Raw genomic sequence first — 26,473 nt, 5'->3', positions numbered from 1 at the left:
TTTCCCTACACCTACACCTTCACCTTGTAGATAAAATCTTTCAGGGCCGCCCCCGCGGGGACCATGGGGAGGATGAGCTCTTCCCTGGGGATGCGGCAGTCAACCAGGGCCGGTCCGGGCGCTGCGAGCATGTCCGGAAGCAGGCCTTCCAGTTCGACCATGGACGTGCAGGTGTGCCCCGGCACGCCCAGGGCTTCCGCCAGGGCGGCGAACCGGCAGGGGGAAAGAGGCGTGGTGCCGGAGTACCGTTCGTTCCAGAAGAGTTCCTGCCACTGGCGGACCATGCCGAGGGCCCCGTTGTTCAGGACGAAGATCTTCACGGGGATGCCGTACCGGGCGCAGGTTTCGAGCTCCTGGCAGTTCATCAGGAATCCGCCGTCTCCGGCGAAGCAGAGCACGGGGGTGCGGTTTCTGGCCAGGGAGGCGCCCATGGCCGCCGGGAGGGCGTATCCCATGGTGCCGAGGCCCCCGGAGGTGAGGAAGGTTCCCGGTTCGTTCGTTTTATAGAACAGGGCGGTCCACATCTGGTTCTGGCCCACGTCGGCCACCACGGGCCACCGGTCCTTCGCCGACCTGCGGACGGCCTCCAGGACCGATGAGGGAATGAAGTCCGCGGAACCGGGGTCGGAGAGAGGGTATTCCTCCTTCCACCGTTCCACCGCGGCCGCCCACTCGTCCCGGCGGCATTCCCCGAGCTCTTCCGTGACCGTGCCGAGGATGGCCTTTGCGTCGCCGAGGAGGTGCACCCGGCACGGGACGATCTTGTCGAACTCCGCCTCGTCGATGTCGCCGTGGATGACGGCGGCGTCTTTGACGAAGCAGTCGAGCCTGCCGGTGGTGCGGTCGCTGAACCGGGTGCCCACCGCGAAGAGGACGTCCGCCTCCGAAAGGGCGAGGTTGGCCCAGGGGGTGCCGTGCATGCCCGCCATGCCCAGGGAGAGGGGATGGTCCTCGGGGAAGGCCCCTTTCCCCATGAGGGTGGTAGCCACGGGAATGGCGCATTTCTCCGCCAGGCGGAGGAGGAAGCCGGAAGCCCCGGAGGAGAGGATGCCGCCCCCCGCGAGGATCACCGGCCGCTCTGCGTTTCTGAGGAGGGAGGCTGCCTCGTCCGCCCTGGACAGATCGGTCTGCATCTTAAGACGGTCTTCGCCGAAAAGGGCATGTTCAGGGTAGACGAACTCGCCCTGGGCCTTCTGGATGTCCACGGGCAGATCCACGAGCACGGGGCCGGGGCGGCCCGAGACGGCGATCTCGAAGGCCCCCTTCAGCGCCGCCGGGAGCTCCTCAACGGATCGGACGAGGAAGCTGTGCTTCACTGCCGGCAGGCTGCTCCCGAAGGTGTCCGACTCCTGGAAGGCGTCGGTGCCGATGAGATGGGTGGCCACCTGTCCGGAAATTGCCACGAGGGGAACGGAATCCATGAAGGCGGTCGCCAGTCCGGTGAGGATGTTGGTGAACCCCGGGCCGGAGGTGCAGATGCACACCCCCGGCTTTCCCGAGGCGCGGGCGTACCCGTCCGCGGCGTGGGCCGCCGCCTGTTCGTGCCGCATGAGGATGTGGGCGAAGGGGGCATCGTAAAGGGCGTCGTAGAGGGGGATGACCGACCCTCCCGGTATGCCGTACACGCACTTCACTCCCTCGATCGCAAGGGCTTCCACCACCATCCTGGCTCCCGTCATCTTCATGGCGTTCTCTCCTCTCTCCGTATCTCGAAAAAAATCAGGCGTCGGGGGCCGACTTGGCGTCCATCCAGGGCATCATGGCCCGAAGTTCCTTGCCCACCGCCTCGATGGGGTGGCTCTTCTCCTGCTGCATCCACTTTTTCATCCGGGGCCGGCCGCACTGGTTCTCGAGCATCCAGTCCTTGGCGAAGGAGCCGTCCTTTACGTCCGCAAGGAGAGTCTTCATGGTCTCCCTGACCCTGCCGTCGATGACCTTTTTGCCGGCGGTGAGGTCGCCGTACTTGGCGGTGTCGCTGACGGAGTAGCGCATCCAGCCCATGCCGCCCTCGTACATGAGGTCCACGATGAGCTTCATTTCGTTGAGGCATTCAAAATAGGCGATTTCGGGCTGGTATCCGGCCTCCACGAGGGTGTCGAACCCCGCCTTGATGAGTTCGGTAATGCCACCGCACAGCACGGCCTGTTCGCCGAAAAGGTCGGTCTCCGTCTCCTCGGCGAAGGTGGTGCAGAGAACACCGGCCCTGCCGCCGCCGAGGGCGCAGGCGTAGGCCAGTCCCAGTTCCCGGGCGTGTCCTGAAGCGTCCTGTTCCACGGCGAGAAGGCAGGGAACGCCCCGACCGTCGGTGTACATGCGCCGGACGAGATGGCCGGGACCCTTGGGGGCCACCATGAAGACGTCGTTGTCCTTCGGGGGTTCCACCTGGCTGAAGTGGACGGAGAAGCCGTGAGCGAAGGCCAGGGCTGCGCCCTTCTTCAGGTTCGGGGCCACCGACGTGCGGTAGACGGTGCCCTGGACATGGTCCGGCATGAGGAACATGACCACGTCGGCGTTTTTCACGGCGTCGTCCACTGAATGGACCGCAAAGCCGTCCCGTTCGGCCGCCGCCCGGGATCTGCTGCCTTCGTGAAGCCCCACCACCACGGAGACTCCGCTGTCGCGGAGATTCTGGGCATGGGCGTGTCCCTGGCTTCCGTACCCGAGCACGGCCACCGTTTTCCCCTCGAGAACCTTCATGTTCGCATCCCTGTCGTACAGTACTGTTGCCATCTTTTTCAGCTCCTTCGCGTAATGAGTATGTGTGTTTCCGTCAGTTCGTTCCAAGGGCCAGGGGGCCGCTTTTCACCGATTCCACGAGGCCGAGGCCCCGCACGTTTTCAAGGCAGTCGTCCAGCAGGACGCCGGGGCCCATCATCTCGAAGATGAGGGATGAGCCGCGGTCCTCCGACACCGAATGAGGGTAGCCCTTCATGACCTCGAAAAGGGCCTCCCGCTCCTCCGGCGACGGAGCGAACTTCAGGAGCATCATGCACCGCTCCACGCACCCGCCGGCGCTCAGATCCTCCACCGTCACGGTCTCCACCATCTTCCGGATCTGGCGCACGGCCTGGCCCGCCTGCCGTTCATCCCCGCCGATCACCAGGGTGTACCGGGCCATTCCCGGGCGCTGGGTCGCCCCGGCGGTCACGCCCCGGACCTGGAATCCCCTGCGCTCCATGAGCCCCGAAATGCGGGAAAAAACCCCTCGTCCTTCCTCCGTCACTACGCCTATGGTCCGTTCCATGCGCCTCTCTCCTCCTTCGTGAAAAATGCGGGGATAAAAAAAGGGACCCCCGCTGAGTGTGCGGGGGTCCCTCGGAAGTGCTTTCGTCCGGCTACACGACGAGAAGCGCTCCGGGAGGGGCCCCGCAGCGAATAATAATGACGGCGATAATTACGGAAACGGCACTGGCCGAACACACGGTACGGGTCATTTTCTTCACCGGAACTCCCTCCTTCGCTTCTTCGTTGTGTGGTACCATGTTTCCGGACGCTGTGCTTAAATTAATGGGTGAGCCTCCGGAAATTGTGGGTAATCCTACAGGGGTTTCTCCGGGCTGTCAAGAGACCGGAAAATAAAAGAAAATTCGAAAAATATAAGGGCTGGAGGGAGTTCCCATGGACAAGGAGAAGCTGCAGCATTTCCGGGAGAAGATCGACACTCTGGACAGGCAGATCGCCGGGCTCATCGCCGAGAGGGCGGAGACCGCCAGGGAGATCGGCAGGGCCAAGGGGGGCGCTCCCGTGTACGATCCCGTCAGGGAAAACCAGGTTATCGAGAGGGTGCTCCTCGCGTGCCCCGACCTGGACCCGGAGGCGGTGACCAGAATTTACCGGGAATTAATCTCCCTGTGCCGGGGAGTGCAGCACCGTCCGAAGGCGGCCTTCCTCGGGCCGGAGGGGTCTTTCTCCCACGAGGGAGTGTTCGCGGCCTTCGGCGGGACAGTGGATACCGTGCCGTGCGCCTCCTTCCCCGACGTCTTTTCCGCGGTGGACAAGGGCCTGGCCGACTGGGGCGTTCTTCCGGCGGAAAACTCGCTGGAGGGAACGGTTCTCCCTACCATGGACGCCTTTGCTTCGGCGGCGAAGGATATAGTGATACATAATGAAGTTTCTATTAAGGTTGACCACGTCCTCGCTTCGGAGGGGACAGCCCGGGAGGACATCCGGGAGGTTCTTTCCCACCCCCAGGCCCTGGGCCAGTGCAGGGAATGGCTCCGGTCGAACCTGCCCCGGGTGGAGCAGGTGCCCGTGGCCAGCACGAGTGCGGCTGCGGCGGCATGCGCCGGACGGCCCGAGCGGGCAGCCGTCTGCAGCGCCCTTGCAGCGGAGCGGTGCGGACTCAATATCCTCGCTGAAAAAATCCAGGACCGGGGAAGCAACAGGACCCGTTTCTGGGTGGTGGGGCGGGGTACGCCCCGGAGGGGGGAGCGGAACAAGACCTCGTTCCTGTTCAACGTGGAGCACAAGCCGGGACGATTGTTCTACGCCCTGGAGCCCCTCTACGAAAACAGCCTGAACCTGACCCACATCCAGTCCAGGCCACTCTCGGGGAGCCCCTTCGAGTATTATTTCTTCATCGACGTGGAAGGGTTCCTTGAGGATGAGCCGGTACGGAAGGCTCTCGATACCATGAGGGAGAGGACGGCCTTCCTGCGGCTGCTGGGCTCCTATCCCTGCCGGTGATTCCGGGGAAGGGCGATTCCACGGACCACAGCACAGCCGCCGTTCCGTAGAGGTCTTCCAGAATCTTGTCGGTCACCGACGAAACGGGGAACTCGTCGGTGGCCACCCTGATGTGGCAGTGGGCGTAGGCAGGCCGGCGCCTGATCATGAGGGCCCTGACGTTTCCTCCGTCCAGGAGGGGGCGGGCTCCTTTCTGTTTCTCGGCCCTGGAGAGCACCGTTTCAGGCCGGACGTCCAGGATGACGAGCTTTGCCCTGGAGAGGACCATGCCCCTGAGTTCCTCGTTCACCAGGGCGCCCCCTCCGAGGGAGACCACCTGGCGGCTTCCCTCGAGAGCGCCGGCCACGGCGGCGAATTCGTACCTCCGGAAGGCGGGTTCGCCCAGGATGGAGAAGATTTCCGGCACGGTCATCCCCGCCCGTTCCTCGATCGCCCTGTCGGTGTCGGTGAAGGTCCATCCGAGCCTCCGGGCGAGTTCGCTTCCCACGCTCGTTTTTCCCGAGCACATGAACCCGCCGATGAAAATATTGTCCCGTCTTGTGTCATGAAGGCATGCACTCATGGAGATTCCACCTTTCAGCGTGTTTTCTGTAAGCCTCGAACCGTTCCTTCAGGTCCTGCATCCGGTCGCTTCCGAACTGCTCCGCCGCCATGGACCCCACGATCCATGCCGTCATGGCCTCGGCCACCACGCAGGCCGCCGGGACTGCGCATACGTCGCTCCGCTCGCTGTGGGCTGCCGAGGGTTTTCCGGAGACCGTGTCAAAGGAGAGGAGCCCCTTTCTCATGGTGGGGATGGGCTTCATGGCCGCCCGGATGAAAATTTCCTGCCCGGTGCTCATGCCGCCTTCGATGCCCCCCGCGTGGTTCGTTTTCCTGGTCCACTGCCCGTCCTCCACGAAAATGGGGTCGTGGACATCCCGCCCGGGGAGACCGGCGCTGCGGAACCCGTCGCCGACTTCCACTCCCTTGACTGCGGGGATGGCCATGAGGGCTCCGGCGAGGCGTCCGTCCAGCCTGCCGTCCCATTCGGTGAAGGAGCCTATGCCTGCCGGAAGGCCGGTGACGGAGACCACGAAGGTTCCCCCGAGGCTGGTTTCCTCTTCCGCTGCGGCGGTGATGCGGGCCTTCAGTGCGGGCTCGTCCTCCTCCCGGGCGACGCCGAGTTCCGAGAGGGCGGCCCGCTGCCATTCATCGTCTCCCGCCGGAAGGGCCGCCGCCACGCCGCCGATGGATTCCACGGCGCTGCGGACGGTGACGCCGAGCTCCTTCAGGACGAGGGCCGCCAGCGCCCCGGCGAGGGTTCGGGGGGCGGTGGTGCGGGCGCTGGCCCGCTCCAGGATGTTGCGCATGTTCTCCACGCCGAACTTGATGCTGCCGGGGAGATCGGCGTGGCCAGGCCTGGGTGCCGTTACGGCCTTTTCCCTGTCTGCGGCGGGGGAGATGCTCCAGGGGTTCATCACACCGTCCCAGTGCTCCCATTCCGCGTTATCGATGGAGATTCCCACGGGGCCGCCCGTGGTGAGACCGTTCCGGATCCCTCCCCAGAGAGTGAGTTCATCCCGCTCCACGTTCTTTCTGCCACCCCTGCCGAATCCGCGCCTCCGCCGGGCCATGACGCCGGTGAGGTCGTCCCGGGAGATGGAAAGCCCTGCGGGAAGCCCGTCCACTACCACGAGAAGCCCCCTGCCGTGGGACTCTCCGCTGGTGAGGAATCTCCAGGCCATGTTCAGCTGCACCCCCCGGTAAGCCGGTCAAGGGTGGAGAAGAATCCGGGGTAGGAGATGGCCGCGCACTCCGGGTCCTCGATGTCCACGGGGCCGTCGGCGGCGAGGGCCGCTACGGCGAGGGCCATGGCCACCCGGTGGTCCCCCGAGGCGGAGACCCTTCCGCCGGAGAGCCTGGACGGTCCGGTGATCCTCCATCCATCCTCGAGCTCCGTCACCTTCGCTCCCAGGGCCGAGAGTCCTTTGGCCACAGCCACGATCCGGTCGCTCTCCTTGAAGCGGAGCTCCATGGCGTCCCGGATCTCCGTGGTGCCCTCCGCAAGGGCCGCCGCCACGGCGAGGATCGGGAGTTCGTCGATGAGCTGGGGGATCTCGGCGCCTGAAACTTCCGTCGCCCGGAGTCTGCTGGAATGGACGGTGATGGTGCCGGCGGGCTCGCCACCCCAGAGTCCCGACCGCTCCACGGAGAAGGCCAGCCCCATGCGCTCGAGAACCCGGAGAAGGCCTGTCCGGGTGGGGTTCAGCCCCACGCCGGGAAGGGAGATGGACGAATCGGGAAGGACGGCGGCCGCAACGATCCAGAAGGCGGCGGAGGAGAAGTCGCCGGGGATGGTCCATTCCCCGCCTCTGAGGGGTTTTGAGGGTGCCATGGTGATGGAGTGTCCGTCGATGTAGAGGGGGATTCCGAGGTGGGCGAGCATCCGCTCCGTGTGGTCCCTGGAGGCGAGGGGTTCGATAACGGTGGTGGGCTCCTCCGAGGAGAGGCCCGCCAGGAGGAGGGCGGTCTTGACCTGTGCGCTTGCCGTTTCGAGGACGTGAGTGGCTCCCCGGAGACGTTTTCCGGATACTTCCAGGGGGAGGGAGGCTCCGCCTTCGGGACCGTCGATGGCGGCTCCCACGGACTGGAGGGGCTTCACGATGCGGAGCATGGGCCGTTTCGACAGACTGGCATCCCCCGTAATGGTGGCCCTGACGCCAGGTTTTCCCGCCAGGAGGCCGCAGAGTGTCCTGGCCGTCGTTCCGGAGTTTCCGGCGTCCAGAGCCGATGAGGGAGAGGCCAGGCCCGAAGGAGCGGAGACGGAGAGGGTCGTTCCCTTTCTGCGGATATCCGCTCCGGTTTTTTCGAGACAGGAGAGGGTGGACGCGCAGTCCGCCCCGTCGGAGAAGTTGTGCACCGTGACTCCGTCCACCGAGACCGCCCCGAGCAGCGCCGCTCTGTGGGATATGGACTTGTCGCCCGGGAGAGTGACTGTTCCCGTAATCTTTTTCGCCGGATGGATTCTCTTCATTGCCTGCACGCCCCTTTTCGTGTGGTGTGAAAATAAAAAAGACCGGATCTCGGCTGGAAACCGGATCCGGTCTTTGCTGTTCTTTCTTTTCCCCCCTCGGGGGGCGGTCGTTGTGCCTGTGCTGCTGACCCCTTATCCCCCGAAGCTTTGAGAAGCAAGCCGTCGATCGGTTTCCAGAACAGGACAGACCAGGGGATAATAATAATATCCCTGGTCGCAGCTAAACGCGAATTCAAACACGAAGGTTGCGTTTTTCCTGGAAATCATCGGTCTGCTTCTCCTTTCCCCGAAATTTGGGAGCACGATACAGCTTTTTGTCCGCCTTGTCAAGGGGATTCTTTATCCAATTACATTAATGGAAAATAAATTCAATCCAAACTATATTTTAATTCAACAAGATGCTTTTTCCACGAGGATTGCATCTTTCCTGAGCGGCGCTCCGGAACCGGGGTGCCCGTCCGCTGCCGCGGTTAGATTCTGTCTATTTGGTCAACCTTTTCCCTCAGGGAAAGCGCATTGTCAAAAAAGAGCAAAATCACCCAAAAATAAAAAGAATCGGCCGCAACTTATCAAAATATTGAATAAATCCATAAGTTCTTTATATACTTAAAAATAAAGAAAGCTATTTTGTCAAAATATCAAAAGGAGCTGGTTCCCATGGATGTGTTCAAAGCGGTGGACATGGCTGTGAAAGGAAACATCTACGAGGATGGAAAAGTCACCAGCAGAACCTTCTGGACGTCCGAGGGCGAGAGAAAGACCGTGGGGATCATGCTGCCCGGAAGCTACTCCTTCTCCACCTCGACCAACGAGAAGATGGAGATAACCAACGGCGCCGTGGAGGTGAAACTCGCCTCCGGCCGGGAATGGATCGGCTACAGTGAGGGCGGATTCTTCCTGGTGCCTGCGGGGGGTTCCTTCGAAATCCGCTGCGACAGTCTTGCCGAGTATGTCTGCAGCTATTCCTGAGAATAGCTGAAAAACATTTTCTTTATCGAAGGAGGGTGCTGCTGTGGCTTTTCGGAAGATGTGGCTGAAGATCAACGGCGCGAATAGGATTTTCATCTGTGACCCTGCAAAGGACTCCCTGGCGGACGTGCTGCGGCGCCTTGGGCTCACCAGCGTCAAGGTCGGCTGCGGGACGGGGGTCTGCGGTTCCTGCTCTGTGATTCTCGACGGGCAGCTCATTCGCTCCTGCACGCGGAAAATCGCGAAACTGCCGGAATACAGCGAGGTCATTACGCTGGAAGGGATCGGAACCCCGAATAACCTTCACCCCCTGCAGGTCGCCTTCATGAAATTGGGCGCCGTCCAGTGCGGCTTCTGCACGCCGGGATTCATAGTGTCTTCCTACGCACTGCTCCTGGAAAACGCTGACCCGACGCGCAAGGAAGTGAGGGCGTGGTTCCAGAAACACAAGAACGTCTGCCGCTGCACAGGATACAAGCAGATCGTCGACGCGGTCATGGAGGCGGCGAAAGTCGTCCGGGGCGAAGCGGCCATGGATGCGATCGGGCCGTCCTTTTCGACGGAGGACGGATATTACGGAAAGCCCGTCGTTCGTCCTACTGCTCTTGCAAAGGTCTGCGGCCTTGCCGATTACGGCGACGACCAGGAACTGAAGATGCCCGCGGACACTCTCCATGTTGCCGTCGTGCAGCCCCGGACGGCCCATCATGCCAGGATTCTGGAGATCGACATTTCCGAGGCTGAGAAGATGCCGGGCGTCAAAAAAGTCATCCTGGCCGCCGATCTCAAGGCCGCCGGCGGGACGAACATAATGGCGGAAGGCCAGATGCACGAGCGTACAACTGTCATGGCCCCAAGCCGGGAAGTACTCAATGAAAAGAAGATATACAGGTACGGCGACGTTGTGGCCCTGGTGGCGGCCGACACGAAGGACCGGGCACGGGCTGCCGCGGCACAGGTCAAAGTGAAAATTGAACAGCTTCCCGAGTACCTGAATTTTCTTGAGGCGGTTATGCCGGATGCAGAGCGCATTCATGAGGATACGCCGAACATCTTCTGCATGCAGCCCCTCCTCAAGGGAGCAGGGCTTGAAGAACCGTCGAAAGTCGCCGGAATAATCGACTCATCCCCGTACAGCGTCGAGGGGAGCTTCTATTCCACCCGCCAGCCGCATCTCACCATAGAAGGGGACAGCGTGCAGGCCTATTTCGACGAGGACGGCTTCCTCACCTTCCAGTGCAAATCCCAGGGAATCTACTCCTCCATCGGGCGCATCGGGAACTCCATCGGCATTCCGAAGGACAGGCTGCGGGTTGTCATGAATCCCACCGGCGCAAGTTTCGGCTGGTCCACGAACGCCGGGGACCTGTGCCTTGCGGGAGCCGCCGCCGTGGTCATGAAATCCCCCGTCTCCCTGTCCATGAGCTACGAGGAGCACCAGCACTTCTCGGGAAAGCGCTGCCCCTGCCACTCCAACGGACGGGCTGCCTGCGACGAGAACGGCAGAATAACCGCGGTGGAATTTGATTTCGGTATGGATCACGGCGCCTACTCCTGGGGCGGGGACGATATCGTCACCAAGCAGCCCCGGTTCGCCTTCTTCCCCTACTATGTGCCCCATGCGGCCGGGCTGTCCCGGATCGCCAACACGAACCACAACTTCGGCACGGCGTACCGGAGCTACGGATCCCCCCAGGCCTACACCCTGAGCGAAGCCCTGATGGACATGCTTGCCGAGAAGGCGGGGATCGACCCCTTCGAGTTCCGGTGGAGGAACATTGCCCGGGAAGGCCAGACCAACATCAACAGCTACCCCTTCCGCCAGTATCCCATGGAAGAGATGATGAACATCATGCGCCCCCACTACGAGCGGGCCGTCCGGGAAGCGAAAAAAGCCGATACTCGTGAGAAGCGCCGCGGCGTCGGACTTTCCTGGGGCGGCTTCAACGTCACGGAAGGCGGTACCGACAAGGCTACGGTCGCCATCGAGCTGAACCCCGACGGCACCTTCACGAAGTACGACACCTACCAGGAGCTGGGACAGGGCGGCGACATCGGTTCCCTGATGCTCACCCTCGAAGCCCTGAAGCCCCTCGGGGTGACTCCGGAGCAGATTCGCCTGGTGCAGAACGACACCAGGCTCTGCCCGGACTCGGGCATGTCCGGCGCAAGCCGCACCCACTTCATGAGCGGCAACGCCACCATCCTCGCCGCTGAAAAGCTGATCTCTGCCATGCGGAAACCGGACGGCACCTACAGGACCTACGACGAGATGAAAGCGGAGGGACTGGAGACGAAGTACTTCGGCACCTACTCGAATACGTCGGTGCCTGGGCTCTGCAGGCTTGACCCCAACACCGGCATCGGCGACCCCACTCCAGCCTTCACCTACTGCCTGAACCTGGCCGAGGTCGAAGTGGATACGGCCACGGGCAAAACGACGGTGCTCCGCTTCACCTGCGTCAGCGACGTGGGGAAAGTCGGGAACATCGACTCCGTCAACGGACAGGCTTACGGCGGCATATCCCATGCCATCGGCTTCGCCCTGGGCGAGAATTACGACGACGTCAAAAAACACACAAACATCGCGGCTTCCGGCGTGCCCTACACCGAAACCATCCCCGACGAACTCGAGGTCATCTACTACGAGCGCCCGGACGAGAGCGGTCCCTTCGGTTCTTCCGGTGCCTCGGAAGGTTTCCAGTCGTCGGGGCACATGGCCGTGCTCAACGGTATTTACAACGCCTGCGGAGTCCGCGTCTACGAGATGCCCGCCTCCCCGGAAAAGGTCAAGGCCGGTATCGATATCCTGGCCGCGGGCGGAAAGATCACTCCCCCGAAGAAGTATTTCCTTGGCTCGGATCTGTACGAGGAACTGGAGAACATCAAGGCCAACCCCGTTCAGGCGGGACCTGAAGACTACTTCGTTCCTCTCGGAAGCGGAACCGCTGAGCGGTTCTTCTAATCTCACAACAGGGCGGCGGGTGTGCAATCCCTCCGCCCTGTTTCTCCCTCCGGCCGCACCGGGCGGACATGGTAGAATTTCCCCGGAGCAGTCATTGGCCGGGATCCTGGCGATTGCCGGAAGAAGCCCTTTTTCGGAGGATGCTCATGGAAAAAATTCTGCGTCAGACGTACAGCGTGTGCCCGGTATGCCTGGAAAGAATACCGGCGGTTCATGTCGCCCGGGGAAGGGAAGTGCACCTGGTAAAAAAATGCCCCAGCCACGGCGATTTTTCGGCGGTGATATGGCGGGGGCTGCGGGACCTGGAGGAATGGAGAGGGGACCAGGCTCCCATAGCGGAAGGGGAAAACGAACAGTGCCCCCACGCCTGCGGGCTCTGCCCCGACCATAGACAGGACACCTGCTGCACCATTCTGGAAGTGACCAGACGATGCAACCTGAAATGTACCTTCTGCTTCGCCGAGGGAGGCGAAGGGGAGGATATTCCTTTCGAAACCCTGCGCGGCCGCCTGCAGACCCTCGCGGTTCCGGGCAAAACCCTCGTGCAGCTCAGCGGCGGAGAACCCACCGTCCGGGACGACCTGCCCCGGCTCGTCTCGGCCGCCAGGGAAGCCGGCTGCAGCCATGTGCAGCTCAATACGAACGGCCTGCGCCTCGCCGAAGATGAAGAGTACGTCCGCACGCTCGCCGATGCCGGCCTTTCCTTCGTTTTTCTGCAATTCGACGGCACTGATGACGCCTTCTACAGGGCCCTTCGCGGACGGGACCTCCTCGGCGTCAAACTTCGGGCCATTGACAACTGCGCACGGTTCAACCTGGGCGTGGTGCTCGTCCCGACCCTCGTTCCGGGGATCAACACCGGGGACATAGGCAACATCATCCGTTTCGCCGTTTCCCGCGCTCCTGCGGTACGGGGCGTCCATTTCCAGCCGGTGAGCCATTTCGGACGAATTCCGGAAATTCCGTCGAACAGCGGGCGCTTCACTCTCGACGAACTGCTTGCCGCCATCGAAGAACAGGCGGGGGATCTGGTGCAGGGCGACTCTCTTCTTCCGTCCCGCTGCAACCACCCCCTGTGCGGATTTCATGCCGACTACGTGGTCACAAACGAAGGCAGGCTGCACCCGCTGCACAGGGAGGGAGGGCAGTGCTGCGGCAAGGTCGTTTCGGCGGACCGGAACCGGTCCTTCATCGCCACGAAATGGGAGCGGCCGGAACCCCCGGAATCAGCTTCCCGGGATGGAGGCGACGGGGAGAGGGGCTGCTGCGCAGCGGACCTGAAATCTTTCGACGGTTTTCTCCGGTTTGCCCGGAGGTACAGCTTCACGCTGACCGCCATGGCGTTCCAGGATGCGGGCAACATGGACCTGGAGCGTCTGCGCAGGTGCAGTCTCCATGTTTTTGACGACGGCCGTTTCGTTCCCTTCTGCTCCTATTACCTGACGGCCCAGGGGTGACGAGGTCACCATGGAAAAAAGAATCCGGGATATCAAGGACCGCTGCCTGGAGAAGGAAGACCCTTTCTGCGCTTCGGCCTGCCCGTTCCGGCTGGACGTCAGGGAATTCATCGGCCGGATGCAGCGGGGCGCCTTCAGTTCCGCCTTTCGCCTTTTCTCCAACACGGTGGGTTTCCCTGCCATCGTCGCCGCCCTGTGCGACCAGCCCTGCAGGAACGTCTGCCCCAGGGGCCGCATGGACGCTCCCATCTCGCTGAACCTGCTCGAAAAGGCCGCCCTCGCCTATGCTGCAAACACAGGCCCGAACAGCTACAACCTGCCCCCGAAGCAGGGCAGGATCGCCGTGATAGGGGCGGGGATCAGCGGTCTTGCCTGTGCTCTGCGCCTGGCGAACAAAAAATACGGCGTTGATGTGTACGAACGGAGCGGCCGCATCGGGGGGGCCCTGTGGGACGCCCTCGACAGTGCCGTTTTCCTCGAAGATATCCGGCTGCAGTTTGCGAATGAGGAATACGGCCTCTTCCTCGATCATCAGGTCTCCGGACTCGCCCCTCTGCTGGAAAAGTACGACGGGGTCTATATCGCCACCGGAAGAGGTGGGGACAGCTTCGGCCTGGAACGGCAAGCGGGCGGCGATGAAGGTGTTCCTCTGGCGACCGGCCTTCCGGGGGTCTTTCTCGGCGGTTCCCTCACGGGGGCGACCCTCATGGAAGCTCTGAACCAGGGGCTGAAGGCCTCCCTGTGTATAGAGGACTTTCTGAAAACAGGGGAAATGCGCAGCGCGAAAAAAAACACCCCCACGAGGATGCGCCTGGCACCGGGGGCGATCGTTTTCACCCATGCCGTCCTCCCTGCCTCAGGTGAAGAGTACTCCAAAGAGGAGGCTGCCGCTGAAGCCTCGCGGTGCATCCGGTGCCGCTGCGACGCATGCATCCGCCACTGCGGCCTGATGAGCTATTTTAAAAAGTTTCCCGGACGCATTGCCGAGGAGGTCCAGATCACCGTCACCCCGGGCACCCTCGACGGCGACGGAACGGTGGCGACCCGGCTCATCGCGACCTGCAACCAGTGCGGGCTCTGCGGCGAGGTCTGCCCGGAGAACATCGACATGGGGGAATTCCTCCGGGCAGGGCACCAGGCCATGCATGAAAAAGGAGCGATGCCCTGGGCTTTTCACGAGTTCTGGTTGCGGGACATGGAGTTCGCGAACAGCAGCCGGGCTTTTCTTTCGGCTCCTCCCCCTTCCGGGGAGAAATGCACTTCCCTCTTCTTTCCGGGATGCCAGCTCGGCGCGTCCGACCCGAGGCATGTTTCGGAATCATTCCGTTTTCTGCTCGGCCTGGAGCCGGGAACGGGGCTCACCATCGGCTGCTGCGGCGCCCCCGCCCTGTGGGCAGGGGACATGGCCCTGTTCCGGAAGGTCTGCGACGGTCTTCTGGAAAACTGGCGGCAGGCCGGCTGTCCCCGGATGATCCTTGCATGCCCGACCTGCCTGGAGATGTTCAGCCGCTATCTGCCCGAAATCGACTGCGTCCTGCTGTACGACGTTCTCGCCGTGGCGGGACACCAGTCCCCGGAGCGGGGAGATGGAACGGTGGTCTCCGTCTTCGACCCCTGTGCCGCAAGGAACAGGAAAGCGTCACAGCAGGCGGTGCGGTCACTTCTTCGGGACGCGGGCTTCGGCCTTGCCGCTCTTTCCTACGAGGGCAGGATGGCCCAGTGCTGCTCCTACGGGGGGCAGATCGGCATTGCCGCTCCGAAATACTCCCGCTGGCTGGCGGAAAAGAGGAGCAACGACGGGGATCATCCCTATATCGTCTACTGCTCCAACTGCCGGGATGTCTTTCTTCAGGCGGGGAAGCCGGTCCGCCATATCCTGGACGTCTTTTTCGGCCTGAACGGAGAGTCCGCCGGGGCTCCGACATTCGACGAGCGAAGGAGGCGGCGGGAAAAGCTGAAGGAGGACCTGGCGAGACTGTACTGGCCTGAGCTGGAAGACCGGAGAAAAGAGGATTCCATGGACAGCCGAAACGTGTTGACCATCCCGCCGGACGTGCGGGAAAAAATGAACGGGGACCGCCTCCTCGAGGAGGACGCCCTGGCCGTTATCGAACAGTGCGAAGCGAGCGGACGCAGGGTGCTGGACCCCGCCACGGGGCATTACCTCGGGTACGGGGAGATAGGCTACATGACCCAGTGGGTGGAGTACGCCCCGTCTCCCGAAGGATACGTCCTTTTCAACACCTATGCGCACAGAATGAAGATCGAGCTGGAGTGATGGGTCATGGAAGAAAAAACAAAACTCGTGTGCGGTACATGCGGAGTGGAAATGGTGCCGGCCCCGACACAGTTCAGCTACTTGTGCCACGCCTTCCGCACGGAGGTGCTCCGGTGCCCGTCGTGCGGGCAGGTGTTCATTCCGGAAAGCCTGGCCAGGGGGCGGATGGCCGAAGTCGAGACCATACTGGAGGACAAGTAGCGGATTTCCCGAAAAAACGCACTCCTGCAAAACGGCGTTCGCTGCCCGGCTGCAGTGAAGGGATGAGCCCGGAACTCCGCCGGGCTCATCCCTTTTTTCCGGAATCCGTTCCCTTTGGAAAAAGTGCCCCGAAACGGTCCTTCCTATCCTCTTCTCCAAACCCATTCTTGATGATAGTATGCTCTTGTGATTTGACAGAATTTTTGTGTCGTTTTAGGTGTGTCCTGGCTTCCCGAAGGAGGAGGTGACCGGCATCATGTCTCTGTCCGCATTTTTCCGCTGGCTTGAAAGGCACTTCAGGAACACAGCACTCATGATACTGTTTCTCGCCGCCCTGAACCTCGGAGTTTACGTCCTTGTCCTTGCAACGGGGGGTATCAAGTACGTTTACTCCCATTCCATGTACATCCCCATTCTCCTGGCGGGGTTCATTTTCGGTGCCCGGGGGGGCGTTCTTGCCGGTCTGGCCGGCGGGGTTGTCCTCGGCCCCTTCATGCCCATCGAAACAGCCACCGGCGAGCCCCAGCTTCTGCTGAACTGGGTCTACCGGACGGGTCTGTTTACCCTGATCGGCCTGTTCAACGGGGTTGCGGTGGAAATGCTCCGGCTCCAGCTCAGGGAGAACGAATGGCTTGCCCGGCATGACCCCTTCACCCGTCTTCCCAACAGGGTCGCTCTCATGGAATACATCGAGGCATCCGGCAGGGAAGGCGGGGTAGCTGGAACGACTTCTTCCGCCCTTTTCGCCGTTTTTGCCGAAAACCTCATGGAGGTGGGGGCCACTTTCGGAGTCCGGATTTCCGACGAGATAATGGTGCAGATGCACGACCGGCTCCTGTCGCTCTTCCCGCACGGGACCCCCGTTTTCAGCCCTCAGCCCAGGGAGCTGTCGGTCATCCTGCCCTGCAGAGGACCGGATGAAGCCAGAGAAGAGATGGACCGGATCTCTGCGGCCATGAAGGAACCTTTCGTTCTGCCGGACATGTCCCTTCACGTGGAGGCGGTCACAGGCTGCGTAATGCTCGAGAAAAACGGTGAGGACGGCCACTCCGTGCTCCGGAAGGCGGATATCGCCGCCCATACCGCGGGACGAAAGGGAGAGGAAAGCCTGCTCTATGACAGTGAGCTTGACGGAACCATCGCGGAAAACCTGGAGATGCTCGGGGCACTGAAGGGCGCCATGGAGAAGGGGGAGCTGCTTCTTCACTACCAACCGAAAGTTTCCATGGGAGACGGCCGTGTGGTGGGGGCGGAATCCCTGCTGCGGTGGATGCACCCCGTCCGGGGGCTGGTGTACCCGGGCTCTTTTGTCCCCCAGGCGGAGAAGAGCAACCTGATGAACGCTCTCACGGAGTGGGTGGTTAATGCGGCCCTGGACCAGGTTGTCCGGTGGAGGGAGGAGGGGATCATCCTCTCGCTCGCTGTGAACGTGTCGGCCAGGGATCTCACGTCACCCCGGTTCGGCGAGATGATTCTCGAAGCCCTCACCCGAAGGGGCCTTGACGGAGAAAGCCTCGAGCTGGAAATAACCGAAAGCGCCATCATGGAGGATCCGCAGCAGGCAATCGAACTGCTGAAGCGCTTTTCCGACGTACGGGTGGTCATATCCATAGACGATTTCGGCACGGGATACTCCTCCCTGCAGTATCTTTCCCGTTTCCCGGCCACGGTGATCAAGGTGGACCAGTCTTTTGTCCGGAATCTCCGCTCGGACGACGGGGCCCGGCACATTATCGACGCTGCGGTTCGCCTCGCCCACGCCTTGGGGATGGAGGTGGTGGTGGAGGGGGTCGAGTCGGAGGAGACCTTTGAGATGCTCCGGGAGATGGGCTGCGACATCGCCCAGGGATACGGTGTTTCACCGCCCCTTTCCGAAGAAGATTTCCGCGGCTGGTTTTTCAGCAGAGCAATGAACGGCTGATCATCCGCGCGTCTCTGTGGCCCGGACGCGCAACTCTATATAGAGAAGAAAGAGCGTAAAAACGGCACCCCCGGCCAAAGGCCGGGAGTGCCGTTTTTGTTCCTGTATCCTTCGGCCTTCGTCAGGAATTTTCCTGGCTGATCATGCGGTAGACGATGGCCCCGAGGATCGCTCCGGCGATGGGGGCGGCCCAGAAGAGCCACAGCTCGGAAATGGCCCATCCTCCCTGGAAGACCGCCACACCGGTGCTCCGGGCAGGGTTCACGGAGGTATTGGTCACGGGGATGCTGATGAGGTGGATCAGGGTCAGGGCGAGTCCGATGGCCAGGGGCGCGAATCCCTGGGGGGCCCGCTTGTCGGTGGCGCCGAGGATGATGATGAGGAACATCATGGTCATCACCACTTCGGTGACGAGGGCGGCCATCATGGAGTAGCCTCCCGGAGAATGCTCGCCGTAGCCGTTGGTGGCAAAACCTGCTGTCACGTCAAAACCGGTCTTCCCGCTTGCGATGAAGAAGAGGACCGCTCCTGCCGCCACTGCCCCGAGGACCTGGGCGACGATGTAGGGGATGACCTGGGACGCGGGAAAGCGGCCGCCGGCCCAGAGGCCGATGGAGACCGCCGGGTTGAGGTGGCAGCCGGAAATATGGCCGATGGCGTAGGCCATGGTCACCACCGTAAGACCGAAGGCCAGGGAGACGCCGAGAAGGCCGATTCCCACGTTCGGGAAGGCCGCCGCGAGCACTGCGCTGCCGCATCCTCCGAGAACGAGCCAGAAGGTGCCGAAAAATTCCGCTCCGTACCTGTTCATTTTCCCATCTCCTTTGGTAGTGCCTGATGGTGATTTTGATATTAAAAATTATTATAGAACCATACGATTCATTCGACAGGATTGTCAAAGGTGCAGGATGGTTATGAAGGGTGTTTTCCGGGTCAAAAGCTTCACTGTGCGAAGAGGGAGTCTCCTTTTTGCCCGTTTATGCGTTTTAATTCTGTTGTATGCTGAATTATGAAGAATGGTTTTATGAAGGGATGTTCAAAAAAAGCGGGGTCTCCCCGGTGTTCCGGAGAAAACCCCGTGGTGACGTGATGTTTGTTCTGCCAGTTATCAAGCCTATCCTCGCTTTTTTCGGTTTCCGCACTTTATCCCGGTAAGCAGGCAAAGGGGCAGAAACAACAGCAGACCATGGAAGATGCCGGTATCAGAAAACAGGACGCATCCGCCGCTTCCGCCCGTTTCTGCGGGAAGGTACCTGACGATCACGTTGTTTGACCGGTTCAGTTCTGCGGGAAAAACATCTCCGAGGCAGAGAAACACTGCCTTTTTCCCGTTGAAGACAGGTGCCTGCGCAAGCCTGGACAGGGGGAATTCGCAGCGGACGGTGGCTGTGCCGCCGGGTTCGATGGGGGGAAGCGGAACGGATTGAAACAGCGTCCCGTGGGTCAGTGTTCCGGGATGGATAGCGACGGATCCTTCCGCGCTCGGAAATTCTCCTGCGTTTCGTATTACGGCGGTAACGGCACATACTCCGTTGTCACCCTGGGTAAGGATCGTTCCGCTTCCGTCGAAAAGGAGGTCCGGATTGCCGGAAGTCCCAAAGGGGCCGTTCGGAAGGAAATTGACGGTATTACCGCGCAGGCTCTCGATACCTCCTTCATTTCGCGCGATGAGCGAAATGCCGTACATCTTGCCGTTGCGCAGTCCCTCGATAACGGCTGAATGCCGGCCCGATACCGGGTCCCTGTCCGAGAAGAGGACGCTCCTCACACGATGGATTTCCGCGACCCCGTTCCGGTCGTCGTGGAGTTCCACGATGTACTCCCGCGCTCCTTCCACGGGATTCCACAGTAGTTCCACGAATCCGTCGCCGGGAGAGACATCGGCGGGGGCAAGGACAGGAGCCGGCGGGGCGTCCGGATGGCGGACCGTCACGGTGCCGGCGCTCCGGATGATGGTTCGGGGGTTGTTTTCATCGGAGGCGGCGGCAAAGAGTCTGTATGTTCCCGTGGGGATGTGCATCGCCCCGATATCCCAGTGGTAAATTCCGCTGTCTTCAGGATCGTTCGAGAGAAGCCGCATGTCCGAACCGTCCTCTTTTGTGCCGTAATACAGGGATACCTTCGGCGACGGGTGGAAATCGTCGCTCACGGTCCATTCTACGGGGAGGGGGGGTCCGTTCCAGGTTATTGCCTCCCGCAGTCCCGTGAAGGCAACTTCCGGCGGGTTGTCCGGAAGGATGAGCTGAATATCGAACGTTCCAAGTTCCTGAGCGTTTTCTATCTCAAGGGAGTACCTGCCTGGTGAAGGCTGACCGACGAGGAAATAGCTCTCACTGATGGCATGGTTTTCTCTGCGGCATACGGGGGCTGAAGGAGGATTCTCTCCCGGGCCGAAGGTCGGCGTCGTTTCCCACGGATGTTCCGTGCCGTCCGGAAAAATGAGGTTGGCCCTGGGTATTCCTTTTTCGCTCCGGACAACGAAATACGCGAAGGGGACCGTCTCGTCGAGCAGGACTGTCTGCCGGGTAATTTCTTCCGTGGCTGCCGCTGATACGCTGAACGGAACGCGGATGCCGTTTACATAGAATGCCGGATGGGCTGGATTTGTGAAATCGATTCCCACAGAAACACTGTAGTCGAAAAATACCACGTGAAAGGAGACCCGGGCCCCCAGCCACGCTTTTTCTATTCCGGACTGAGAACCTCGAAGCAGCCCTTCCGCGCTGACGTTCGCGAACTGATATCCCCCGATCAGGGGTATGTTTCCCGGGATTTCGATCCTTCCCTCCGTTATGAATGTCTGCTCGATTTTTTCGTTCAGATAGGAGAGCGATCCCTTATGGACACCGTGAAAAAGACCGCCCCACCAGTAAACATTACCCTCCAGGGAGAGCCCGGGGTGCCCCCATCCTATGGAGATCCTCGCGTCGCCGAGAGGGAGGTAGTGGAGCAGCGCAACATCGCCGGAGAATGCGGCTCCGCCTGCCGGAGCCAGCGTGAAGGCCACGTTGCCTTCGAGAAGGTTGAGCCCCGTGACCGCGGCGAATTTGTCGAGGGCGTACGCGATGTCCACGAGGTGGAATCCTATATTCCCCTGGATGCTGAGCTTTGAGGGATCGCAGATGTCGCTTATTTTAAACCCGAGAGCGTTCCATTCTGCGGCGACGGGGTTGTACTGGGTCATAGGAAGGATGCAGAGATGTGATTCGGTGAGTTCCAGGGAACCGCCGATGGTGTTGATGCAGAAAGGATCAAGTTTGAAGCCGAAGGCGAAACCCAGGCCTCCTTCGCCCTTTCCTCCGGAAAATGTCTCGATCTGGCCGGGAATAGTGATGAAACCGGACATTTCAAAATCAAGCTGAAGAAAGTCGATGTCCACCGTGAAGTCGGGAATGGGCCAGCCGTATTTCCTGACGCTGATCGTCGACAGAGGGGCACTGAGGGTGTTGAAGTGGAGGGGCGGCATGGAGGAGCCTTCCCTGGAGAGGATCATCCCCTGCTGGACGGGGAAGGGCAGGCCGAGGGCCGGAATGCTTCCCTGCACATCGGGAAGTGCGACGGAGTTTTTCGTTACAGAGAATACGGGAGGATCATCCACATAGGCGAAAGGAAGGCCGAAGAGCGGATCGAACGTGGATTCACCGCCGCTGACCGTTATCTGAACAGCCTCCGTGACGGGATCGGTCGTTGTGCTGTCGATGCGGATGTTTCCCCGGTAGAGGTTCCAGAGTTTCGGCGTCGATTGGGAGTGACGCCTCATGCCCAGTGCTCCGAGCAGGACCGGGCTCTCCGTCCAGAGTCGGATGCCTCCGGGGTCGAAGTAGAGAGATGCCGCTCCGCCCGGCGGATCGCCGACGGAAAGGACAGGTTCGGCCCGGTTGACTGCCAGCGTGATGTTCCCTGCCGCAACATAGTTCGGGCCGGATTGCACGATGCTGTCCGCCTCGACGGTGATGTCCCCCAGGATGCGGTACTGGCGCCCGTCCCGGGGCACGGCGCAGGACGGCAGGGAGAGGGGTGAGGCAAGGAAGAAAAGCAGCAGGCAGAACATTACCGCCGGTGCAGACAACTGGGGAGGGCCGGTTTTTCCTTCTGTATTCACTGAATTCCCCTCCTTGAACAAAATTGAGGCGTACCACGGAAAACAGAGATGGAAATTCACCGGGTATCATAATATTATAAAAATCCAAATTTTGAAATATTTTCAGGCCGGATGAATTCTAAAAACAAAAAAAAGCGGGGTCTCCCCGGTGTTCCGGAGAAAACCCCGCCGTTAGAGGACTGGTATTGGAACTCTCAGGAAAGGCCGAACCGGGCCTCCAGGTCCCTGAGCTTGGCCGCGCTGATCCCGATGCCTCCGCAGACCACCACGAGGACGGTGCCGGCGTCTCCGAGGAGGGGCGTATTGTCGTAGATGGCGGAAAGGGAGACACCGCAGGCTGGCTCCACGAGGACCCGGTGGTCGTCGAGGAACCGCCCGCAGGCAGAGACGGCCGCTTCATCGGGTACGACATAAGGTATGATCCTGTGGTCCCGGCAGATTTCGAGGGCGTGGGGGGCCACTGCCCTCGCCCCCAGAGAGGTGGCCACGGAGGATATGCCCTCCAGTTCCACGATCTCCCCTGCCGCCACGGCGGCGGCGAAGGATGCCGCTCCCTCGGTTTCGCAGGCGAGCACCGGCACATCGCCCCATCCGTTGCGGTCCATTCCGGCGACCACGCCGCAGAGCAGGCCGCCCCCTCCCACGGAGAGTACGACCGCGCCGGGCTTCGGCCCCTGCTTCGCCGCCTCGTCCATGAGGGTTCCATGGCCGTCCCACATGACGGGGTCGTCGAAGGCATGGATGTATTTCGATTTCGGATCCTCCCCGGCCATCTTCAGGGCAAGTTCGTTGGACTCCTTCCAGCTCTCCCCGGAGACGAGCACCTCAGCCCCGAGGGCGGCGATGGCGTTCTTCGCTTCTTCCGAAGTGGTCACCGGGACGATGACGGTGGTGCATACGCCAAGTTCCCTTCCGGCCCAGGCGGCGGCGTAGCCGGCGTTGCCTCCCGAGGGGGAGATGAACCGCGTCGCCCCGGCGCGGGCGGCTTCCTCGCAGACCCGCCCGATCCCCCGCAGCTTGAAGGATCCGGCGGGCTGCATGTTCTCCATTTTCAAAAACACCCTCCGCCCCGAGGCGGCGCCCAGGGGGACGGATTCCAGGAGCGGGGTTTCCCGGTGCAGCGCCATGGCTACTACCAGGTGAGGGCGTACTTCGCCATGACTGCCGGGCCGATCCAGAAGACGCTTTCGTTCAGGTTGAACTTGGGGTGGTGGTGGGGGTAGTCCCGCTCATCGCCGTAATTCGCGGGCAGGAAGAAGAAGGAGCCCGGCACTTTTTCCTGGAAGAAGGCCATGTCCTCTCCGCCCATGGTGGGTTCTTCCACCTCGTGTACCGCCTCTGTCCCCAGGATGTCTTCCATGGCGGCCTTCATTTTCTCCGTCATCCCGCGGTCGTTGATGAGGGGGGGAGGCCCGTACCTGAAGGAGACGGACGCCTTGCCCCGGAGGGCCTCCGCCACGTCGGTGCAGATGCCCTTCAGCCGTGTCTCGAGGTTTTTCCTCGTCTCGGGCGAGAGGGAGCGGATGGTGCCGCTGATGGTGCAGCTCGGGGCGATGATGTTGGGCATGGTGCCGCCCTGGATGGTGCCCACCGTAACGACGGCGGAATCCAGGGGGCTCGTCTCACGGCTGACCACGAGCTGGAGCAGGTTGACCGCCTGGCAGGCCATGGCGACGGGGTCCACGGTAAGATGGGGGGTGGCTCCGTGGCCGCCCTTGCCCTCGAAGGTGACGGTGAACCAGTCGGCGGCGGCCATGAGGGCGCCGAAGCGGTATCCCGCCTCGCCGGGCATGAAGCCCTTCCAGAGGTTCCCCGTGTGGAGGCCGATGATCCCGTCCATGGCGGGATTCTCGAACACGCCGTCCTCGATCATGGCGGGGGCGCCCTTCCCGTCCTCCTCGGAGGGCTGGAAGAGAAGCTTTATGGTGCCCTGGAGCTCGTCCCTGCACTCCGTGAGGAGCTTCGCCGTGCCCAGGAGTATGGCGGCATGGGCGTCATGGCCGCAGGCGTGCATGTTGCCGTTGGTGGCGGCGAAGGGAAGCCCCGTGTCCTCGGTCATGTTGAGGGCATCGTAATCTGCCCGGATGCCGAGTACCTTTCCCGGCCTGCCTCCCTTGATGAGGGCCACGATTCCCCGCATGCCGTTTCCATGGCGGATTTCGTCCACGCCTATTTTTTCGAGTTCGTCGACGATGAATTTCTCAGTGACGGGGGTGTTGAAGCCTATTTCCGGGGTGGCGTGGAGAGTGCGCCTCCACTGGATGATCCGGTCGTTCATTTCCTGCGCTTTCTTCTTTACGTCGAACATGGCCATCATCTCCTTTTTCTCCGCAGACTGGTGTCCGCTTAGGGGGGATGATACCATAGGAAAGAAGAAGTTTTCAAAAGAGAAGAACTGCGGAACTGAGAAAAATCGCTCTGCCGGAAGAGGGTTCCGGAGAAAAGGGACGAAAGGGAAGGTAGAATCAAATGTCGAAGATCATTATTCCTGTGAATAGGGAGAGATGTGCATGAGAGTGAAAAGCCTGAGAGCGAAGATGATGCTGTTCCTGGGGGGGCTGTCTCTATTTTCCATCGTGGTGGTGGCCGCTGCGGGCATCTGGGTGACCGGAAGGAGTTTCGAGTCCGACATGGAGCGCAATGCACTGGCTGATGCGGCGAATGTGGCCCGCCTGCTGGAGAACTATAAAACACAGGCCCTGGCCCATGTGAAGAATGTCGCTTCCAACCCCCTGCTGGCCGATGCAATGAAAAAGGGCGAGTTCGACGGCCTGCGGAAGGTGACCGTGGACCTGATGAAGAACGGTGAACTGGAGTACCTTGTAGTCACGGATCCCAGGGGGAAGACCCTCATCCGGGCCCACCAGCCCGACGTCGTTCCCGGCCCCGACGATTCTATCTCCAACCAGGAGAACATCCGGCAGGCCCTTGACGGAAACGCCTTCGTCGGCATCGAGGAGGGCCGGGTCGTAAAGCTCTCGGTGCGGGCGGGGGCTCCCGTCAGGGATTCCGGCGGCGCGCTGCTGGGGGCGGTGTCGGCGGGGTACGTGGCAAGCCAGAACTCCATGGTGGACCAGGCGAAGGCCATGTTCCGCGGAGAAGTTTCCCTCTTCCTCGGGACGGAGCGGGTGGCATCCACTCTTCAGGGAGAGGACGGGAAGCGCCTCCTCGGAGCGGTTCCTGAAGCGGAAAGCCTGCTGAAGGATCTCTCATCCCCTGTCCTCGGGACGGATCCCTTCCTCGGAGCCTCGCACGTCACGTCCTTCGCTCCTCTCATGGGAGCAAAGGGAACGGTCATCGGCCTGATCTCCGTGTCCCTTTCCAGGGAAGGGGCCGCCGCGGCCCTGCTTTCGAACGGGAAAGCCATCGCCGGGACGACCATCGGTGCGCTTGCTGTCGTGCTGCTGGCGGGCTGGTTTTTTGCCCGCTCCCTTGCCCGTCCGCTCCAGGGTCTGAGAGGGCTCATGGCGGCGGCCGGATCCGGGGACCTCACGGTCTACGGCGAGATCGGCGCCGACGATGAAATATCGGAGCTTACCGCCACCTTCAACCAGATGGTTCAAAGGCAGTCCGACACGGTGGAGCGGGTCCGGAAGGCTTCGGAAGAGCTGGCGGCCGCATCGGAGGAGATTTCCGCCTCGGCGTCGGAGGTGTCCCACACCGCTCAGGACGTGGCGGTAAACATCGCCGAGGTGTCCGGGCTGGCGGAGAAGGGCAGCTCATCTTCCCTCGAGACGAACCAGGTGCTCCTCGAACTTTCTTCCCTGATCCAGATGGCCCAGCAGAAGGGCAAGGATGCCCTGGACAGCTCGACCGTCACCCTGGAGACCGCCCGGAAGGGCCGGGACACTGTCCTCCATGCGGTGGAGGCCATGGACAGGATCAAGGCCCTCACCGAAGAGACTGAAGGCCGCATGGATACCCTGAACGACTATTCCCGGCAGATCACCACCATCACGGATACCATCACGGGCATCGCACGGCAGACGAACCTCCTTGCCCTGAACGCCGCCATCGAAGCGGCCCGGGCGGGTGAGGCCGGCAGGGGGTTTGCCGTGGTGGCCGACGAGGTGCGGATCCTGGCCGAGCAGTCGAACAAGGGGGCGGCCGAGGTGGCCCAGCTCGTGCAGAAGATCGCGGAAAATACGACGGCGGCGGTGGAGGGAATCCGGGGCAGCCGGTCCGAGGTGGACCGGGGCGTATCCGTGGTCAACGGCGCCGGGAAGGCCCTGGACGATATCCTGTCCGCCACTGAAAGCACGGAGCATGCGGTCAGCGGGATCGTTTCCATCACCGACGAGGAAGTGGCGAGTTCCGAGAAGATCATAGCCCTCATCGCGTCCATGAACGACGTGATAAAAAGTACCGCCGACCGGGCGGAACAGGTGGCTGCCGCCACGGAAGAGACCACGGCCTCCATGGAGACCATCGGCGCGGGCACCCAGGAGCTCACCGCCATGGCGACCAGGCTGAACGATGCTGTAAAGGTCTTCCGGGTACAGTCCGCCACAGGACTGAAGCTTCCCGACGCGGAACTGATAAAGAAAGCAAAGTCGGACCACCTCCTCTGGAAGGTGCGTATAAGCAATATGCTCCAGGGGCTGGACAAGGTGAAGCCCGAGGATGTGAACACCCACACGGAATGCCGCCTTGGAAAATGGTATTTTTCCCCTGACAACCCCTTCAAAAACGACCCGGCCTACAGGACCATGGACGACCCCCACAAGGAGGTCCACGAGGCTGCCCGGAAGGCCGCCGAGGCCTTCGCCAGGGGCGACCGGAAGACGGCGGAACAGATGTTCGCCAGGCTGGAAAACAGTTCCCGATCGGTGATCAGGGGACTTGAAACGCTGCTGAAAAAGACCCGTACTTGAGGAG

18 protein-coding genes are annotated in these 26,473 nt (G+C 61.6%); 8 read left to right on the top strand and 10 right to left on the bottom strand.

The genetic code is table 11. The features are described from left to right. Window positions 1-11: 11 nt before the first annotated feature. Genes ilvB through ilvN form a run of 3 tightly spaced genes read right to left on the bottom strand, consistent with a single transcriptional unit; the run spans window position 12 to window position 3,244 of the window. Window positions 12-1,685, bottom strand: a complete 1,674-nt coding sequence (ilvB, locus tag C8D99_RS03815; protein ID WP_133956548.1) for a biosynthetic-type acetolactate synthase large subunit — start codon at window positions 1,683-1,685, stop codon at window positions 12-14. Between the two features lie 34 nt (window positions 1,686-1,719). Further along, the gene (gene ilvC, locus C8D99_RS03810; RefSeq protein ID WP_133956546.1) at window positions 1,720-2,730 is read right to left on the bottom strand and encodes a ketol-acid reductoisomerase; all 1,011 of its coding nucleotides are present in this window, start codon (window positions 2,728-2,730) and stop codon (window positions 1,720-1,722) included. Window positions 2,731-2,770: 40 nt separating this feature from the next. Further along, window positions 2,771-3,244: an acetolactate synthase small subunit gene (ilvN, locus tag C8D99_RS03805; protein ID WP_133956544.1), complete on the bottom strand. Its 474-nt coding sequence runs from the start codon at window positions 3,242-3,244 to the stop codon at window positions 2,771-2,773. Between the two features lie 374 nt (window positions 3,245-3,618). On the opposite strand from ilvN, the gene pheA reads away from it, so the two are divergent. After that, complete coding sequence (pheA, locus tag C8D99_RS03800; RefSeq protein ID WP_133956542.1) at window positions 3,619-4,686, top strand: prephenate dehydratase; 1,068 nt, start codon at window positions 3,619-3,621, stop codon at window positions 4,684-4,686. Here the strand turns inward: pheA and C8D99_RS03795 are convergent. Genes C8D99_RS03795 through aroA form a run of 3 tightly spaced genes read right to left on the bottom strand, consistent with a single transcriptional unit; the run spans window position 4,577 to window position 7,702 of the window. Further along, complete coding sequence (locus C8D99_RS03795) at window positions 4,577-5,248, bottom strand: shikimate kinase (protein WP_133956540.1); 672 nt, start codon at window positions 5,246-5,248, stop codon at window positions 4,577-4,579. The two genes, pheA and C8D99_RS03795, sit on opposite strands and share 110 nt — an antisense overlap. Next, the gene (gene aroC / locus C8D99_RS03790; protein WP_133956538.1) at window positions 5,229-6,413 is read right to left on the bottom strand and encodes a chorismate synthase; all 1,185 of its coding nucleotides are present in this window, start codon (window positions 6,411-6,413) and stop codon (window positions 5,229-5,231) included. The genes C8D99_RS03795 and aroC overlap by 20 nt, the downstream gene beginning before the upstream one ends. A 2-nt stretch (window positions 6,414-6,415) precedes the next feature. Beyond that, the gene (gene aroA / locus C8D99_RS03785; protein WP_133956536.1) at window positions 6,416-7,702 is read right to left on the bottom strand and encodes a 3-phosphoshikimate 1-carboxyvinyltransferase; all 1,287 of its coding nucleotides are present in this window, start codon (window positions 7,700-7,702) and stop codon (window positions 6,416-6,418) included. 657 nt (window positions 7,703-8,359) lie between these two features. On the opposite strand from aroA, the gene ppnP reads away from it, so the two are divergent. The 6 genes from ppnP (at window position 8,360) to C8D99_RS03755 (ending at window position 17,493) form a co-directional block, all read left to right on the top strand. Beyond that, the gene (gene ppnP, locus C8D99_RS03780) at window positions 8,360-8,671 is read left to right on the top strand and encodes a pyrimidine/purine nucleoside phosphorylase (protein WP_133956534.1); all 312 of its coding nucleotides are present in this window, start codon (window positions 8,360-8,362) and stop codon (window positions 8,669-8,671) included. Window positions 8,672-8,714: 43 nt separating this feature from the next. Next, window positions 8,715-11,636 carry a molybdopterin-dependent oxidoreductase gene (locus C8D99_RS03775; RefSeq protein ID WP_243833826.1) on the top strand — a complete coding sequence of 974 codons (2,922 nt, stop codon included), beginning with the start codon at window positions 8,715-8,717 and terminating at the stop codon, window positions 11,634-11,636. 146 nt (window positions 11,637-11,782) lie between these two features. Then, complete coding sequence (gene trsS, locus C8D99_RS03770; protein WP_133956532.1) at window positions 11,783-13,093, top strand: radical SAM (seleno)protein TrsS; 1,311 nt, start codon at window positions 11,783-11,785, stop codon at window positions 13,091-13,093. Between the two features lie 10 nt (window positions 13,094-13,103). Continuing rightward, a complete protein-coding gene (locus C8D99_RS03765) occupies window positions 13,104-15,371 on the top strand; it encodes a pyridine nucleotide-disulfide oxidoreductase/dicluster-binding protein (RefSeq protein ID WP_133956530.1) in 2,268 nt (755 codons plus the stop codon). Between the two features lie 6 nt (window positions 15,372-15,377). Next, window positions 15,378-15,572 (top strand): DVU_1557 family redox protein, encoded by a 195-nt coding sequence (locus tag C8D99_RS03760; RefSeq protein WP_133956528.1) that lies wholly within the window; start codon window positions 15,378-15,380, stop codon window positions 15,570-15,572. A 256-nt stretch (window positions 15,573-15,828) separates the two neighbouring features. Continuing rightward, window positions 15,829-17,493, top strand: a complete 1,665-nt coding sequence (locus C8D99_RS03755) for a putative bifunctional diguanylate cyclase/phosphodiesterase (RefSeq protein ID WP_133956526.1) — start codon at window positions 15,829-15,831, stop codon at window positions 17,491-17,493. A 121-nt stretch (window positions 17,494-17,614) separates the two neighbouring features. On the opposite strand, the gene aqpZ is transcribed toward C8D99_RS03755, so the two are convergent. The 4 genes from aqpZ to C8D99_RS03735 all read right to left on the bottom strand — a co-directional run bounded on the left by aqpZ (window position 17,615) and on the right by C8D99_RS03735 (window position 23,903). Then, the gene (gene aqpZ, locus C8D99_RS03750) at window positions 17,615-18,304 is read right to left on the bottom strand and encodes an aquaporin Z (RefSeq protein ID WP_133956524.1); all 690 of its coding nucleotides are present in this window, start codon (window positions 18,302-18,304) and stop codon (window positions 17,615-17,617) included. Window positions 18,305-18,607: 303 nt separating this feature from the next. Next, a complete protein-coding gene (locus tag C8D99_RS03745) occupies window positions 18,608-21,544 on the bottom strand; it encodes a hypothetical protein (protein WP_208321066.1) in 2,937 nt (978 codons plus the stop codon). A 245-nt stretch (window positions 21,545-21,789) separates the two neighbouring features. Continuing rightward, a complete protein-coding gene (locus C8D99_RS03740) occupies window positions 21,790-22,722 on the bottom strand; it encodes a pyridoxal-phosphate dependent enzyme (protein ID WP_133956520.1) in 933 nt (310 codons plus the stop codon). A 5-nt stretch (window positions 22,723-22,727) separates the two neighbouring features. Further along, window positions 22,728-23,903, bottom strand: a complete 1,176-nt coding sequence (locus tag C8D99_RS03735; RefSeq protein ID WP_133956518.1) for a M20 metallopeptidase family protein — start codon at window positions 23,901-23,903, stop codon at window positions 22,728-22,730. 202 nt (window positions 23,904-24,105) lie between these two features. Between C8D99_RS03735 and C8D99_RS03730 the strand changes: the two genes are divergently transcribed. Then, window positions 24,106-26,469, top strand: coding sequence for a methyl-accepting chemotaxis protein (locus C8D99_RS03730; RefSeq protein ID WP_166669990.1), 2,364 nt, complete (start codon window positions 24,106-24,108; stop codon window positions 26,467-26,469). The last annotated feature ends 4 nt before the right edge of the window (window positions 26,470-26,473 follow it).

Origin of the sequence: Aminivibrio pyruvatiphilus (genome assembly GCF_004366815.1) — a bacterium.
GTDB lineage: Bacteria > Synergistota > Synergistia > Synergistales > Aminobacteriaceae > Aminivibrio > Aminivibrio pyruvatiphilus.
This window is presented reverse-complemented; position numbering and strand designations above follow the sequence as displayed.